A 16,943-nucleotide genomic window follows, 5' to 3' on the forward strand; every position below is an offset into this window, starting at 1 on the left:
GCTATCAAGCGGGGGCGGCGACGTGTTTCGGAATTTCGTCGTGCCAATCCAGCTCGAGTCGCCGCGATGGGTTCAATCGATCGAATTGCGGCCGGAGAATCCGCGCGTGACGCATCACGCGCGCCTCGGCGTCGACCGCAGCGGCGAGTCCCTGCGCCGCGAGTCGAACGATGGCCAGCCGGGCTACGCCGGCATGGCCTGGGGACAGGATCCCGACGGGCAGCTCGTTATCTGGGCGCCCGGCATGGTCGCCAAGCCGGGAACGCCCGGCATCGCCTGGCGCCTGTATCCCGACACGTGCCTCGTGTTGCACACGCACATGCAGCCCTCCGGCAAGACCGAGAGCGTCAAATTTCGCATCGGCGTTCACTTTGCCGACAAGCCGCCGGAGCAGCATCCGGCCATCTTGCGAATTGGAAGTTGCGATATCGATATCCCCGCCGGCGCGCCGCATCACGTGGTCTCAGGCGAGTACGTTCTGCCGATCGACGTTGACGTTCACACCATTTTTCCGCACGCGCATTCGCTGTGTCGCGAGCTGCGAGCAGTGGCGGAGCTGGCCGACGGATCGCGGCAGCCGCTGATCTCGATCGAACACTTCGACGAGAATTGGCACGAGGCCTACGATTACTGCCGTCCCCTTCGTTTGCCCCAAGGAACTCACCTGTTCACGACCTTCACCTACGACAACACGGACGCCAATCTTAGGAATCGGAGCCATCCGGCGCGACGCGTCGTGTACGGCTCCAACGTAAGTGATGAAATGGCCGACATCTATCTGCAAGTGACGCCTGTCCATCCGGATCAGCGGGCCGTGCTGATGGAGCATTATAAGGAACACGAGCTGAAATCTCAGATCATCGGCCTCGGCAAATCGCTCGATGTCTATCCCGATGATCCCTGGATTCTCGAAGGAATCGCGGCTTGCGACGTCGGTCTCGAACGACCGGGCGAGGCGATTGCAGTCCTCCAGCGGCGATTGAAAACGGGATCGGTCGCCGTATTCCCTGTCGTCAGCCTGGGAATGGCGTTCTTTGCAAACCGCGACTATGCGCTGGCCGAGGGGGAGTTCCACCGGGCGTTATCGATGGACGACAAATACGCGCTGGCTTGGTTGGGACTCGGACGCACACTTATTGCCGAAAAGCAGTCTGGACCAGCCGAAAACGCCTACCGTCAAGCCGTCAAACTCACGCCGAGTCTGCTCGATGCCCGGCTGGCGCTGGTCGATTTGATGATTGGCAAAGGTCAGCTCGAGGAGGCCGCGGCGGCCTGCTCGGCGGCGATCGGCGATTCGCCCGATATGCCCGCCGTCTATCTCAAGCTGGCCGAAATCCGAGCGAAGCAGCGTCGTTACCAGGAGAGCCTTGATGCCTGTGCGGAGGCGCAGAGGCTTGCGCCCTATACTCATCCGCCAAAGGTGTTGCTGGCGGTCTTTTGCATCCAGAACGGCGACGTAGAGCAGGGGCTGGCGCTGTTGCGCGAGGCCCATGCCGAGTTCCCCGATCATCCCATGCCCGCCCTATTGATGGGCCAAGTCGCCCGCAGCCAAGACCGAGCGGACGAGGCCCGCAAGTATCTCGGGCTCGCGGCATCACTGCCAATCCCCGAGAACTGGCCGACAAGCCACCGGCGACGTTTTTTGGTGCTGCTTCACTCGGAGAGATTCCAATTGGCTCAACAGCTTCAAGACACCGAGTTAGCCCGCGACTCAGTGTCGCAATGGCTGAAGGCTGATCCAGAGAACCCTCGACTTCGGGCGATTTATGATGAAATGCAAGTGGATTCTTCCCGCTAACAACCTTCCACAATCAATTGCTGTCGCGTCACGGCAAATCGCTAATCAAGCATCCAACTGCGTCGGTGGTCATCGCGCGGACCGGATGACCGGTCAGCACCGCGTCGAGCGCGTCTTCTAAATCGTGAGTTTCCGGCGCCCGCCGGGCTTGGCCAAAGTCGACGTAGAGATCATCGATCCGCCCACGATAAATCATCTGGTTACTTCGGCATTCACAAACAGCGACTTCCGGGGTCACCTTCGCGCCGAATCGCCGAACGGCTACATGCGTCGGATCGCGCCACGCTTCGCAGGGATAATCAAATGCCGTTAGATGTTCTCGGATCGCCGCGACTGAGTCGCTTGTTTCCGGAAAAACGAGTTCGAACAAGACACCCTGCGAAGCAAACTTCTCACTCAGCCGGCGAATCTCGGGGGCATAGCGATTGGAGATTGGACATTCAATTCGAGTGAAAACGAAGACAACTGCTTTGCTCTGTCCGCGGCAGAGCTGATCGAGCAATTGCCTGTTCAGATCTCGCACCGACCGTGGAGCCGCGTCCGCCGGAGGTCGGTCTGCGGTCCGGTTGTCCGGTTGATTCCTCGGTGCGGCGTTTTCGGACTCCGCTACTTCGAATCGGCAGCCGGCCACGATAGCAAGTGCCAGCGACAGCGGTCGCAAACTGCATCGCATCATCCTTGGAAAAAGCTTCTGGCGAATCATGAGACGCCGACTTGCCGCGAACAATCGATCAGACTCGGTCAGAAATGAACGACAGCCGTCCGTTAAGTTTATCTCGGTCACGGCAGCCGGGCAAATTGCGGAACAAGTTTGGCCAATCAGTTTAGCCGTTTGACCATCGGCCAAGATGATCGCCTAGCCCAATGCCACGTTCAATCTACGCGGCCCGCTTTCTGGCAGCCCGTCGGTGGGTATGGAACCAGACGACCGGCAGCAACTCGATCATTCGGTCACCAGGCGTGGCGGGGGATGAAAAAACGACGTCTGCAACGAGATCCGCGCCGCGACGGAGAACGTCCAAAATGATAAACTGGCGCGATGCAACATGGAAATTCCGTGGACACAAAGCCTATGCAGCGAATCATTCGCGTCATCGATTCTCATACGGCCGGCGAGCCAACTCGCGTTGTCATCGAGGGAGGTCCAGATTTGGGGGCCGGCGCGGTGGCGGATCGGCTCGACGTGTTTCGCGAGGAGCACGATCGCTTTCGCACCGCGATAATCAACGAGCCGCGCGGTTCCGATGTGCTGGTTGGCGCTGTGCTCTGCGCGCCGGTCGATGCCGCGAGCGCCGCCGGAGTGATCTTCTTCAACAACGTCGGCACGCTCGGCATGTGCGGACACGGCTTGATCGGCGTGGTTCGCACGCTCGCTCATCTGGACCGAATTCAGCCTGGTCCGCATCGAATCGAGACCCCTGTCGGAGACGTTTCGGCAACGCTGCATCCCGATCAGAGCGTTTCGGTTATCAACGTGCCCAGTTTTCGCAAGGCCCGCGGCGTGACGATCGAGGTCGAGGGCGTTGGGCGGATTGTCGGCGACGTGGCGTGGGGCGGCAATTGGTTTTTCTTGGTCAAGAGCTTCGGAACACGGCTCGCGCTGGCAGAGGTCGAACGGCTGATCGACGTTACCTGGAGAATTCGCCAGGCCATCAATGCTGCTGGTTTCCCCGAGGTGGATCACGTGGAACTGTTTGGGCCGGCCGAATCAGCCGACGCCAATGCGCGAAACTTCGTGCTCTGCCCTGGCAAGGCCTACGATCGCTCCCCCTGCGGCACCGGCACGAGCGCCAAGCTGGCCTGTCTGGCAGCCGATGGAGAACTCATGCCCGGCGAAACCTGGACTCAAGAAAGCATCCTCGGCACCCGATTCACCGGCAGTTTCACGTGGGACGACCGCTCAGCAGGCCGCGTGATCCCGACGATCAGCGGCACAGCTTTCATCACCGCCGACTGCCGCCTGCTGCTGGACGAGGATGATCCGTTTTGTTGGGGAATTCCCCGACCGAACGGCCAATGACGAAACCGCGAACGTCTTCCGCGCGACGGCAAAATTTGGCCACGCCAGTTGCCGCCCACTTCCACTTGTGCCGCGGCAGGAAACATCAGCGATCGATTTGACAATCTGGCAAGGCCTTCCGAAGGTCTTTCGCCCCGGCATCGCCGATAATCGGCGGGCGCGGGTTTGGCGGGTTGCGGCTCAGCGCTTCGGGCGGCTCTGGCAAGCCCACTGACATTTGGGGGTACCCGCCGTTAGAATGGCTTTCGTGTGCGGGGCCCATGAATGGCCTCTCTCAATGTTGATCGTGATCAGCCTCACCGTTCATGCGCCCCATTCGCCAAACCGGATTGCTGCTGGGCATCGGCCTGTTGTTGATCGTGCTCGTCGTCAGCGCCACTCTGGCGTACCGCGCGGCCGTCGAATTGCACGAGGCTGCCGCCGACCTGAACTACACCCATGAAGTCATCGTCGCGCTCGACGCGCTGAACGCGGCGGCTCTGGATGCCGAGACAGGCCAGAGAGGTTATCTGATCACCGGCGAAGAAAGATATCTCAAGCCATATGAAGATGCGACCAAGGTGATCGATCAGAGAATCGCGCGGATCGACGAGCTGACCAAGGATGACCCTTTGGTGCACGACCAAATCCCGAAACTCCGCCAACTCGTCGCTGCAAAAACCAGCGAATTGGCCCGCACCATCGCCCTGCGCAAGCGCCAGGGCGGATTCGACGAGGCCCGGCAGCAAGTGCTGACCGATGAGGGAAAGAAGTCCATGGATGCGATCCGCGAAATCGTCGCGGGGATGCAAGGGCACGAGCGCTCTCTCGGCGCCGATCGGCGACGGGCCAGCGACGATTCCTATACGGCGGCTCGGCGGAATGTGGTTTTCGCGGCCGTGCTCGGGTTCGTGGCGGTCGGCGCCTTTATTGGCTTGCTCTATCGGTATGTGACGGCCCAGACCCAGGTGACCGCGGAAATCAACACGCAGCGCGAGTTGCTGCATACGACGCTTGCCAGCATCGGCGATGGGGTGATCACGACCGACCACGGCTGTCAGGTCAGCTTCCTTAATTCCGTCGCCGAGAATCTTACAGGCTGGAATCTCGCGGAGTCGAAAGGGAAACACCTCGAAGAGATCTTTCGGATCGTCAACGAGAAGACGCGCCAATCGGTCGAGAACCCCTGCACGAAGGTCTTTCGCGAAGGGATCGTGGTGGGGCTGGCCAACCACACGGTACTGATCGCCAAAGACGGCGGCGAGCGGCCAATCGACGATAGCGCCGCCCCGATTCGCGACGATCAAGGGCGGCTCTATGGCGCCGTGCTCGTCTTTCGCGACGCAACCGAGCAGCGGGCGGCCGCGGAAGCGCGCGAGCGACTGGCCGCCATCGTCGAGAGTTCCAACGACGCGATCATCGCCGAGAACACTAGCGGAGTCATCACGAGCTGGAACAAGGCGGCTGAGCAGCTTTTCGGCTACACGGCGGAGGAGGCGATCGGCAAGTCGATCCGCTTCATCGTCCCGCCCGAGTTGCGCGAGCAAGTGGCCGAAAAAATGGAGAAGCTCCGCCAAGGCGCTAAGGCGGACTTCATCGATACGATTCGCCTTCGCAAGGGAGGTCAGCGGATCGAAGTGTCCAGTCACATCTCTCCGATCCGCAATAAGGAGGGAGAAGTGATTGGCGCCGCCAAGGTCGCTCACGACATCTCCGACCGCAAGCGCACGGAACGGACCCTCCGTTTTCTCGCAGACACTAGCGCCGAGTTGGCGACGCTCGTGGACTATCAGAGCACGATGCAGCGGATCGCGCGGTTGGCGGTGCCGTTCTTCGCGGATTGGTGCATCGTCGACATGATCGATGCCAAAGGGCGGATCGAGCGCGTGGCCCATGCCCACGCGGATCGCGCGAAAGAGCCGTTGCTCAAGGAATACGTCGAGCGCTACCCGCTCGATTGGAATTCGAGCGCGCTCTCGGTTCGGGCGCTGCGGAGCGGCAAGCCCGAATTGATCTCGGAAGCCCCGGCGGCCTTCTTGGATAAGCTCGCCGCGGATGCACGCCATCGCGAGCTGCTCGACCAATTGGACCCGCGCTCGGCCCTGTCGGTGCCGATCCAGATTCGCGGGACCGCGGTCGGCACGTTGAATTTCGTCACATCCGACTCCGGCCGTCGCTACTCGGCCGCCGACGTCGAGTTGGCCACCGAATTAGCGGGCCGCTCCGCGGTGGCGATCGAAAACGCCCACCTCTATCGCGACCTCAAGGAAGCTCATCGGCAGAAGGACGACTTCCTGGCAATGCTGGCCCACGAATTGCGCAATCCGATCTCGGCGATTCAATACGCCAACGAGATCGCGCGAATCGCCGGGCCGAGCGAATTTCAGGCCAGCGACGTGATCGATCGCCAGGTGCAGCACCTCGTACACCTTATCGATGATCTGCTTGATGTTTCGCGCATCACGCGCGGCAAGATCGAGCTGCGCCGCGAGCACGTTGACGCGGCCACGATACTGCAACGCGCCGCCGCGACGGCCGAGCCGGTCGTCAAATCGCGCAAGCACACACTCGTTGTCGAGGCCCCTTCCGGCCCTTTGCCGTTGTTCGTCGATCCGACGCGGGCCGAGCAGATTCTCGTCAACTTGCTGATCAACGCCGCGAAATACACGCCGGAAGGAGGCCAGATTACGGCCGCGGCGTTCGCGGCCGATGGTTTCGCGGAATTCAAGATCAAGGACACCGGCCTGGGAATCCCCGAGCCGATGCTGCATCGCGTCTTCGAGCTGTTCACGCAAGTCAATCCCTCGCTCGATCGATCGCATGGCGGGCTGGGGATCGGGTTGACGGTGGTGCGCAAGTTGGCCGAACTGCATGGCGGGAGCGTCTCGGCGACGAGCGAGGGACCTGGGCGCGGCAGCGAGTTCACCGTCCGCCTGCCGCTGGTCGAAGCCGCGCCTGAGACGGACAAGCCGCGGAAGGTCGTTGCCGCCAGCGGCGCGCCGCAGAAGATGCTCGTGGTGGACGATAACGTCGACACGGCCCGCAGCCTCGCTCAGCTATTGGAACGGCAGGGCCATAAGATCGAGACTGCCCACGACGGCTACGCGGCTGTCGAAATGGCAAAGTCGTTTCGCCCCGACGTCGTGCTCCTGGATCTCGGCCTACCTGGGCTCGATGGCTACAAAGTGGCCGAGCGAATTCGCAGCGACGCGGACTTCCAGCAGACCCGCCTGATCGCCCTGTCCGGCTACGGCCAGCCCCAAGACCGCAAGCGCTCGAAGGAAGTCGGCTTCGACCAGCACCTGGTCAAGCCGGTCGATTTCGAAACGCTCCTCGCGGCGATCGCGGGAGCGGAAGCGGAAGAGTGAACCTTTTTGCGGTCGAGTGCGGTTAGCGAGCGAGAGTTCAGTCGATATCCAGAAACGTTGGAGTTCTTCGAATGCTCAGTTGGCTAAAGAAGCGTTCGGGCTGGACAGCCTGGTCCGGCTGCTCGGCGGCGATCGGCGCGCTGCTGCTATTGTTCGGCGCGGCTGATTTCGCAATCGCGGAGGAGCCGTTTCAGGTAGAAGTGAACATCCTCTCCGCCCCGGTCAAGGCAGGCGATCAAACGATCGGCCAATTCCCGCGCGAAACGAAGCTCACGGCCCATCAATTCAACGGCAGCCACTATCTCGTCGATCTGCCAAACACCAATCCGCCGCAGCAGGGCTGGATCGCCAAGGACGACGTGCATCGGGTCGTGGACGACATCGCCGAACTCAAACGCCGCATCGCCGCCGCGCCACCAGAGCAAAAACAACAAATGCATGCGAAGATCGATGAGCTTGCAGCCCTGGAGACGGAATACGGCGAACTCGATCGCCAGCACAAATGGCGAGAGTCGCTGACGATCGGCAGGCGGCTCGCCGATGGGTCGGCCGAACTATGCGGCGCCAAGTCCACGATAACGGCCGACAAATACCAAAAGCTTGCTGATCGACTCGAAGATCTCGGCGACTACCCGGCGGCACGCAAGTATTTCGAGCAAGCCCTGGCAATTCGTCGCGAGGTCCTCGGCGAAAAACACGCTGACACCGCGGCCTCGCTCAATGGCCTGGGCATTGTTGCCGCAGACATGGGGGACTACGCGGCGGCACGCAAGTATTACGAGGAGGCCCTGCCCATCGAGCGCGAGACCCTTGGCGAGAAGTATGTCGGCATCGCCGCGTTGCTCAACAACCTCGGCAATATCTCGGAGGACGTGGGAGACTATCCGGCGGCACGCAAATATTTCGAGGAGGCTCTGGCAATCCAGCGCGAGACGGTCGGCGAAAAGCATCCCGACACGGCCGCAATGCTCAATAACCTCGGCGCTGTCTCGGAGGCCGTCGGGGAATACGCGACGGCGCGCAGATATTTCGAGCAGGCCCTGGCAATCCGGCGCGAGACGCTCGGCGAGAAGCACTCCGACACCGCGCGCGCGCTTGACAGCCTGGGCGTTGTCGCCGACGACATGGGAGACTACGCAGCGGCCCATAAGTATTACGAGCAAGCGCTGGCAATCCAGCGCGAGAGCCTCGGCGACAAGCACATCGACACCGCCACCTCGCTCAATAACTTGGGCAAACTCGCGGCGGACATGGGGGACTACGCGGCGGCGCACAAATATCACGAGCAGGCTCTGGCAATCCGCCGCGAGGTACTCGGCGACAAGCACGCCGACACCGCCGCCTCACTCGACAATTTGGGCACTGTCGCTTGCCTCACGGGTGACTATGCCGCGGGCCGCCGTTATTACGAGCAGGCCCTAGCGATCCGGTCGGAGGCCCTCGGCAAAAAGCATGCGGATACTGCCATGTCGTTCAATAATTTGGGCAACGTCGCCCGCGAAATGGGGGACTACGCCGCGGCGCGAAACTTTCACGAGCAAGCCTTGGCGATCAAGCGCGAAGTCCTCGGCGAAAAGCATGCCTCGACGGCCGGCTCGCTAAACAACCTTGGCAACATTGCCGAAGAGATGGGAGATTTCGCGGCTGCACGTAAGTATTACGAGTTGTCGCTCGCGGTAAGGCGCGAGATTTCGGGCGAAAAAAATGCCGACGTCGCCACCTCGCTCAATAACCTCGGTTCTCTCGCGGCAGCCATGGCGGATTTTCCTGCGGCACGTAAGTATTTCGGGCAGGCTCTGGCCCTTAGGCGCGACGTCCTCGGCGAAGAGCACCCCGATTATGCACAGACGTTGAAGAATCTGGCCGATCTTGATATGTCGATGAGGGACTATTCGAGTGCCGAGCCGCTCATTTGTCAGGCCATTAAGATTGTCCGCCGGCAACTGGATATGACGGCCGCAGTCCAATCGGAACGGCAACAGTTGCGAATGGCCGAGACGATGCGCTGGTACCTGGGCGATTTTCTGTCGCTGGCCGACGACGGGAAACTGCCGGCCGAAACCGTCTATCCCGAGGTGTTGGCTTGGAAGGGGGCCGTCTCGGCCCGCCAACAGGCGATCCGCCGGCTTCGGCAATCGGTTGCAGCAAACGGCTCGCCGCAAACGGCCCAGTGGTTCGACGAATTGGAGCGGTCCACGCGCGAGCTGTCGAACCTATCGCTCGCCGTTCCTAAGCCCGGTCAAGAGCCGGCGCATCGTCTCCGGCTGACCGAACTAAGCGATCGAATCGAACATCTGGAACAGAACCTCGCCGACGTCAGCCGCGAGTTCCGCGATCAGCTAGACCAGCGGCGGCGAACGCCGGAAGATCTGCGCCGCGCGCTGCCGGCCGACGCGGTGCTCGTCGATCTGTTGGAATACAGCCGCTTCATTCCCGCGAAGGAAAAGGGAGCGCGGCCGCTGACTGAGCGCCGGCTGGCAGCGTTCGTCGTTCGGCCCGACAAGCCGGTCCAGCGGATCGAGTTGGGCCCAGTTGCGCCAATCGCAGCGGCGATCGAGTCGTGGCGCAAAAGTAGTGGCATACCGGGCGCGGACCATGAATCAGATCCGGCCGAGCAACTGCGGCGACTGGTTTGGGACAAGCTTCAGCCGCACTTGGGTGACGCCAAGACAGTGCTGCTTTCTCCCGATGGGGCCTCGGCGCGGTTTCCATGGCCTGCGCTGCCAGGGAAAGCACAGGGCAGTTATTTGATTGAAGAGTTCGCGATCGCGGTCGTCCCGATTCCGCGATTGTTGCCGGAATTGCTGGCCGCGCCGTCACATGGCGGCGCCGGAAGCGCAAACGAGAATCAAGCTCCCTCACTGCTCGTCGTCGGAGACGTGAATTTCGACGCCGACCCGGGGCGCGCTCCCTCCGACGCCTTGGCCGCCGCGGCGCCGAAATCGAGTTCGTCGGGCGCTCGTGGAGGTGAATTGTGGCACTGGCCCGAGCTGCCGGGGAGCCGGACTGAGATGGTGGCGATTGCCGATTCGTTCGACGAGCAGTTTCCCGACGCGCCGCTGAAGAAGCTCCGCAAGGATCAAGCGACCAAGAGCCGGGTCGTTGGCGAAATGGACAAAGCGCGCTTTTTGCATTTTGCCACACATGGCTTTTTTGCCCCGCCGGCGTTGCGCTCGGCGCTGGCGGCATCGCATCGGCCGGCAACTGGCGATCAATTCAGCCAACGCGACATAGCGGGATTCCATCCGGGTTTGCTTTCGGGATTGGTGCTGGCAGGGGCCAACCAGCCCGCGGCCGATGGAAAAGACGACGGGATTCTGACCGCCCTCGAGGTGGCGCAGCTCGACCTGAGCCGCGTGGATTTGGCGACGCTCTCGGCCTGCGAAACCGGCCTGGGCGAAACGGCTGGTGGCGAGGGGCTCTTGGGGCTGCAACGAGCCTTCCAAGCCTCCGGCGCGAAAAGCGTGGTCGCCACGCTCTGGACCATCAACGACGACGCCAGCCGCTCGTTGATGATCGACTTCTACGAGAATCTGTGGAAGAAGAAAATGTCCAAGCTGGAGGCCCTGCGGCAAGCGCAACTGAGCATGCTCCGCGACGGAGTCAAGCGCGGACTGGCCTTCAAAGACGACCAGCCCCCCGACCAAGCCCGCCGCCTGCCTCCATACTACTGGGCCGCCTTCGTCCTCAGCGGCGATTGGCGCTGACCCTGAAGACCGTACTCGGCCCATGAGTTGTAGCCGCTCGGCTTGCGGCGCCAAAGCGATTTACGCCACGCTTCAAGAATGGGCCACTCCTCGCCGGGTTTGACGAGACTTCAGCGATGCCGGTGGATGCGAATCGTGGTGGCGGCCGAGGTCGATGCAATCGACGCGCCGCCATCGCGGAATGCCGGATGAAACCCGAACGCGGCGGCGGAAAAAACAGCGGCCAGCGGATGGCCGGCGAGCATATTTCGCGGATCGAGTTGCTCGCCGCGGCGGGTGCGGAAATAAAAGGACTTAGGACGACTGCGGTTCATAACTGCCTCTCCGTGTTCTGATGCAGAGCGCGAAACGAATGATGAGCAGCCCCTGCGGCCGGCCCGTTCCGGGTTCGATCCTCGTGCCGCGGTCGCGAGCGACATCGCAAGCCGCGGCCCGAATGGGTCGGATCCAGCCAGGAATATTTCCGCGGGGGCTGTATTCTTGAAGTAACGAAAACGGGTGGAATCCGCCGCGGCACGCGGCAGTTTTTCCGCGCCTCCGGCATGCTCTGGTCACCCGCCACGTTCGGACAAATTAAGCAGGAGACGCAAGCTGGCGCGGAATCGGCCGGCGCGGGCAAGAAAGGAGAATCGGCCGACGATGTGCCCGCGACCGAAGGTCTGATGCGGGGCAGGGCGTCTTGAATCCTAGTTCACGCGCATCGTGGACTTGCGGCCGTTGAGCTTGCTGTGTCCCGACACGTTCCAGAGCCAATCCAAGCCCGAGGCAAAGAGCTGGTCCGCGGCATTCTCCCGCAGGACCGTCGAGGTGTTCAATGTCACATGGTAGGGGTTGTTTCCGCTGGTGAGGTTGGCGATCCGGGTGTTGTAATCCAGCGGCGCATTCCACTGTTCCAGGATGCTCTCCAAGATGGCTTCGTTGCCGTTGTAGATCGTGGTGCCGCCGATCATCAGGCTGCCGGTGCCGTTATTGGTCGATTGGCCGGTCGGCCGGCTGTAGAGCTTGTTGCTTCCGCCGCCGCCGATCAGCACGTTGTTGCCCAGCCCGCCGATCAGCGTGTTGTTGCCGCTGCCGCCGACAAGCAGGTCCGGCCCGTTGCCGCCGATGAGCATGCTGCTGCCCTTGCCGCCGAAGAACATCTCCGGCAAAGTGATCGCGTAAGTCTTGTGATTGATTACGCTGGTGGTGGACTGGATCGTGTCGTTGCCCGCCACGCCATAAGCGATGATGTGTCCGGTGGGAGTGAACGTGCCGAGCGAGAGGGTCGTGTTCCTGGTCGCAGCGTTCTTGATCGTGGCCTTAACGCCCCCTTGAGCATTGGCGGGCGAGAAGGTGATCACATCGGCGCCGGAAGTTCCGCCGACATAGAGAGCGGTGGCGCCGGCGGTGTAGGGATCGGCTTCGAGCGCGGCGGTGACGATCGACTCCACGAGCGGTCCGGCGGCGCTGGCCAGGATCTGCCCGAGTCCGCCAAAGCTGGCGGTGACCGAGTGATTGCCTAAGGCCAGGTTGGCTGTGAAATAAGTAGCGACGCCTCCTTGCAGAGAGACGGTCGCCAAGACGGTTGCACCGTCCCTGAACGTGACCGAGCCGCCGGGCGCGGCGTTGCCGGCCCCGGCGCTGACCGTCGCGGTGAACGTGACCGTCTGTCCCGGAACGATGATGCCGGCCGTAGAGACTAGGGTCGTCGTCGTGTTGACGCGCACCTGAACCGTGGTCGTCGCCTCTGCGCCAGCGGGAGTCGCCTGCACGTTTCCGGCTTTGTCGGTGGCAATGCTGAAGAAGCTATAGGTATTGCCGTTCGCGCCGTTGAAAGTCGCCGAGGTGCCGATTGTCCCCGACTCAAAAGACGAGTACGCTCCGCCGTTTTCGGAGACGAAGACATCGTAATTCGCGATGCCGGAGCCACCGGCTTCATCCTGGCCGGACCAGGTGACAGTGAACGACGCCGACGACTCGGTGGCCGGCAGCGCGCTGACCGAGCTGGTCGGCGGCGTCGTGTCCGTCGATCCCGAAGCCACGGAAGGCGAGAGCGGCGGATCCCAGTTGCCGACGATCGGGTTGGCAAACTCGTCGCCGAACTGGCCGGAGAGGTCGCCACCGAGCGGCGAGGTGCTGAACGGATGGCTGAGCAAGTCCGGCGGCTGGCTGAAGTCCGTGTAAGCGGACAGGGTCGTCAGGTCGATGGGCCGCGGGCCGCCCGGCGAAGTCGGCAGGTCATTGGACATCAGGAAGAAGAACTCTCCATTCTGGGACGGCACGGTGCCCGCTTGGCCGGTGACCCATAGGCCGACGTCCGTGATGCCGTCCTGGTCCATGTCGGCCGCCACGGGGATTTCGGTGACGCCGGGGAACCCGAAGCTGATCGTCGGCAACACCGTGCCGGGTGCGCCGGTGTCGTGAAACTGGAACGGGCTACCGGGAATGCCATAATCGAAATAGAACTTGTCGCTGCGCCAAGTGGCCAGATCCACGGTGCCGTCGCCGTTGAAATCGCCGACGATCGGATAACCGCGCAGCCCCGTCACCACCGGCAGGCCGCCGTTCAAGGGGACGATCACGCCGGGTGTGCCGGTTTGAGGATTGATCTGAGTGTAGTCGATCTTGAAGAACCAGAACTCGCCGTTATTGTAGAGGGCTAACTCGTCGCCGTTGGCGGCATTGCCGTCGAAATTGCCAGCCAACGGGATGCCGTCGATTTTGGAGTTGGAGGGCATCGCAAAGGCGATATCTCCGCCGGTTGCCGCATTGGGATCGATCACTCCGTTTCCATTGACGTCGATCAGCCAGCGGAAGCCGCCCGCGCCTCCGTTGGCGAGCGGATCAAAACCGAACGACGCCAACTCGTCGAAGCCGTCAGCCCCGATGGGCAGGCCCGTGGCCGCATTGATATTGGGGTTGAAGAAGTTACCGGTGAACACCGAGTCGTGAATGCCCATCGGGCTGAACTTGCCCACCAGTGATGGAGCGACCTGCAGCGTGAGAGTCAAATCGCGATTGGTGAAATCGGGGTTTTGCGGGTCGTAGACGAAATTACCGTTGGTGTCTTCATAAATCCGGCTGGCGGCATAGGTGCCGACTTCCGGACGGCTGTCCACGGTAAAGCGGGCCGAGAAATTGCCTCCCGGCACGCCGTTGCCGGTGGGGAAGGTCGGCGCGTCGAGCGGTTCGGCGGCATTGCTCTCACCGTCGAGTAAGTTGCCGACTGGATCGACGATTACCGTGTCGTCGATCGTTAGCGTGTAGCGATCATCCGGCAGCGGAATGGGCTTGCCGTTGGCATCGACGAATCGCAATTGCACCTCGGCCGTGGCCGGATTGCCCGCCGTAGGCGTATCGTTGTTGGCCACCACTTGGAAGGCGATCCGGCCGTTGGCGTCGCCGGTCAGCGTGATCCCGCCATCGGCAAACGTGCCATTCCCATTCGGTTGTCCCTCGACGACCGGCACTTTGATGGCGTTGTATAGGAACTGCGCCAAGCGAGGTGGCAAATCCTGAAGGTTGACGGTCAGGGCATAGACCAACGGGGTCGGCCCTTGTTGATTGTTGGCGGTCTTTTCGCTGAAAATGTTGTAACTCAGGTTTTCCCCGTTCGTTCCGGACGGCGCGACGGCGTTGTTCGAGATCACGACGTTAGTGATTTGCGGTCCACTGGTATCGAGGAAGATCTGTAATGTCTGCCCTGGCGGCAAAACTGTGCTGCCCGGCGCCGGGCCCGACACGTTGCCGGCCAGATCCTCGGCCGTCACGACAATGGTCCGTAAACCGTCGGGCAAGAAAAAGTTCGGATCGTTCAGGTCCACGGTGGATTTCAGCGTCCACATTCCGTTCGGAAAAGCATTCGTGCCATCCTCCGGTATCGCCACCGTCTCGCCGATCGCCACAAAGTTATTGGGAAAGACCGGGGTCGCACTGAAGTTTGGGTTCGCCGGGTTGGTAATGGCCGCGTACAGCCGCACGATCGAGTTGGCCTCGGCCAGACCCTGAAACGTCGGGACCGTGGTGCTCGTGATCAGGTCAATGAAAGTCTCCGGCTCCGGGATCACACCGGTGTCGCTGACCAATCCCGAAGCGGTTCCCGTACCGAATTGCACCGGCGGGGGAACGGTGTCGACCGTTATGTCCAGCGATCCACTGTAGTCGCCGAAACCGGTCTCTTGCGGAGTGGCTCCATCGACCATCTGCACGCGTGAGACGAGGTGATGGACACCGTCGGCGAGCGCTGCCGGGAATGTGAATTTATAGAGCCCCGGGAAACCCGCACCCACTTGCGTGGCAAAACCGACCGGTGTGCTCGTGTTGTTTCCGTCGAAGACGGCGACGCGGAACCCCGCGGTCGCGCCGGTGGGACTGAACGGGATCGGGATCACGGCCTTGGGCGGCGAATCAGGTGTGCCGTTGCCCGGCAGGTCGTTGAGCAGGATCGCGTCGTTCAAACGAATGTAGATGGTCGGCGTATTGACCTTCGTAACGTTGTCGAACTGGGACCGGCCCGTATCGTCCGGCGATGCGCCCGGCGGCAAATCGCCCGTGTCCGGTGTGCCGGCTGGGGGCAATGGGGCGCCAGGTTCGCCGTTTGGCACGCTTCGCGAGAGTTCGAGATTGAAAGGCGTCGGCGGGGCCGTGTTGATGACCGTCAGCGAATAGCCGTTGATCGCCGTGAGGACGCCGACAATTTCAGCGAAGTACGCTTGTCCTTGCACGACGGGGATTCGCACCCGCTCGTTACTCGTCGCTGTAGCGCTCGATGAGATGAGATCGCCGGCCGCATCGAATACGTTCAAATCGAGATTGCCCGCGCCTGGGAGACCCGGTCGTCCGCTGCCGACGGTCGCCAGCTCCGCGAAAAAGAGCTGGAAATCGAGCGTTCCCGTGACGTTTGCCTCGACCTTAAACCAATCGACGTCGCCGGGAAGCCCAAAGGTCGTGTCGGGGCCGGGATCGATGTTGGCGTTGATCGTCGTGGTCGTGGGCGCGCCCAAATCGAATGCGTTGACCTGGAAGTTGTTCGGCTCGAACACGTCGAACGGGAACACGACCACGCGCCCGCCCGCCGCCGGGATGGGATTGACGAAATCGATCCCGGTGAAATCGACGGTCACGGGCGAAGCATTCGCCGGACCGACTGTGATCGATCCGCTATCGGCAGTTGCACCCTTGCGATAGAGGAGCAGATCGCCGGTGCCCGCGTCGCCGACGGCCAATTCGTCGAAGCCGGTGCCGCCGTCGACGGTGAAGTGCAGGTTCGTCGCCAGGTTGTCGCCGGGCGTCACGAAGATCACGTCATTGCCATCACCGGCGTCGAGCTTAAACTCCTTGATATTGGTGAACGTGTCGCTATGCGTGACTCCATTGACGTTCGACGTGTACGCGCCAACGCCCGTTTGTGTAACGCTGATATGATCGTTGCCGGAAGTGCCTTTGAGCAGGATCGTATCGGCGCCGGTCCCGCCGTGGAATGTGTTGTTAACCCCCGTCGCCGTGCTGCCGATCATCGTGTCGGTGCCGTTGGTGCCGTTAAGGGTCACGGTGCTTGAAGCGCCGGTCACGCCGGAAGCATCCAGCGTGTCGACACCGGCGCCGCCGTCGAAGGTGACCGCGAGATTGCTGACGCCGCCGTGGGTCGTTACCGTGTCGTAGCCGTCGCCGGCGTTGACAGTGATGCTCGTCAGAGCGGTCGGATTGTTCAACGGATCGTTCAAGTTGACGAAGTCGTTGCCAGCCAGCGTGTTGACGACCAGGTTCATCTTGTTAGTGAAATTGATCGCTTCCTGATTATCGACACTTACCTGGCCCCATGCCGTGTTGGGGTTGCCCGTCGTATCGTTCCCCTCCATGTAGTTGATGGCGTTGTCGGCATTGGTGCCGTTGACCGTCAGCGTAGTGGCCGGAACGCTGTCGTACGTGGGAGTCAATTCCGTGAAGTAAATCGATTGCACGTTGCCGTTGCTGTCGGTAATCACGTCGGTGCCATTGCCGGGTGTCGGGCCCGGACTGTAAACGTCCGTCGTGACCGTCGGGCTGTTGGCGCCATTGGTCTGCGTCAGGATCAGTTGCCCCGTTCCGTCTTG

The 16,943-nt window shown here is 61.8% G+C and carries 7 protein-coding genes; 4 read left to right on the forward strand and 3 right to left on the reverse strand.

Going from position 1 to position 16,943, the window contains the following annotated elements:
• Window positions 1–1,798 (forward strand): tetratricopeptide repeat protein (locus VGY55_17495; protein ID HEV2971772.1); only part of this gene is annotated, 1,798 nt, incomplete at its 5' end.
• Window positions 1,799–1,826: 28 nt separating this feature from the next.
• On the opposite strand, the gene VGY55_17500 is transcribed toward VGY55_17495, so the two are convergent.
• On the reverse strand, window positions 1,827–1,994 hold the full coding sequence (locus VGY55_17500) for a hypothetical protein (protein ID HEV2971773.1): 168 nt from the start codon (window positions 1,992–1,994) through the stop codon (window positions 1,827–1,829).
• Window positions 1,995–2,870: 876 nt separating this feature from the next.
• Between VGY55_17500 and VGY55_17505 the strand changes: the two genes are divergently transcribed.
• The 3 genes from VGY55_17505 (at window position 2,871) to VGY55_17515 (ending at window position 10,872) form a co-directional block, all read left to right on the forward strand.
• Window positions 2,871–3,818 carry a proline racemase family protein gene (locus VGY55_17505; protein ID HEV2971774.1) on the forward strand — a complete coding sequence of 316 codons (948 nt, stop codon included), beginning with the start codon at window positions 2,871–2,873 and terminating at the stop codon, window positions 3,816–3,818.
• A gap of 305 nt (window positions 3,819–4,123) precedes the next feature.
• Window positions 4,124–7,165, forward strand: a complete 3,042-nt coding sequence (locus tag VGY55_17510; protein HEV2971775.1) for a PAS domain S-box protein — start codon at window positions 4,124–4,126, stop codon at window positions 7,163–7,165.
• Window positions 7,166–7,236: 71 nt separating this feature from the next.
• Window positions 7,237–10,872: a CHAT domain-containing tetratricopeptide repeat protein gene (locus VGY55_17515; GenBank protein HEV2971776.1), complete on the forward strand. Its 3,636-nt coding sequence runs from the start codon at window positions 7,237–7,239 to the stop codon at window positions 10,870–10,872.
• Between the two features lie 110 nt (window positions 10,873–10,982).
• On the opposite strand, the gene VGY55_17520 is transcribed toward VGY55_17515, so the two are convergent.
• Window positions 10,983–11,186 (reverse strand): hypothetical protein, encoded by a 204-nt coding sequence (locus tag VGY55_17520; protein HEV2971777.1) that lies wholly within the window; start codon window positions 11,184–11,186, stop codon window positions 10,983–10,985.
• Between the two features lie 372 nt (window positions 11,187–11,558).
• The coding region (locus VGY55_17525) for an Ig-like domain repeat protein (protein HEV2971778.1) at window positions 11,559–16,943 on the reverse strand (5,385 nt) is incomplete at its 5' end.

The sequence above is a fragment of the Pirellulales bacterium genome (genome assembly GCA_035939775.1).
GTDB lineage: Bacteria > Planctomycetota > Planctomycetia > Pirellulales > DATAWG01 > DASZFO01.

Coding starts and splice junctions, on each gene's coding strand:
- VGY55_17500 (HEV2971773.1), bottom strand. CDS start 1,994: ATGATTTATCGTGGGCGGATCGATGATCTCTACGTCGACTTTGGCCAA.
- VGY55_17505 (HEV2971774.1), top strand. CDS start 2,871: ATGCAGCGAATCATTCGCGTCATCGATTCTCATACGGCCGGCGAGCCA.
- VGY55_17510 (HEV2971775.1), top strand. CDS start 4,124: ATGCGCCCCATTCGCCAAACCGGATTGCTGCTGGGCATCGGCCTGTTG.
- VGY55_17515 (HEV2971776.1), top strand. CDS start 7,237: ATGCTCAGTTGGCTAAAGAAGCGTTCGGGCTGGACAGCCTGGTCCGGC.
- VGY55_17520 (HEV2971777.1), bottom strand. CDS start 11,186: ATGAACCGCAGTCGTCCTAAGTCCTTTTATTTCCGCACCCGCCGCGGC.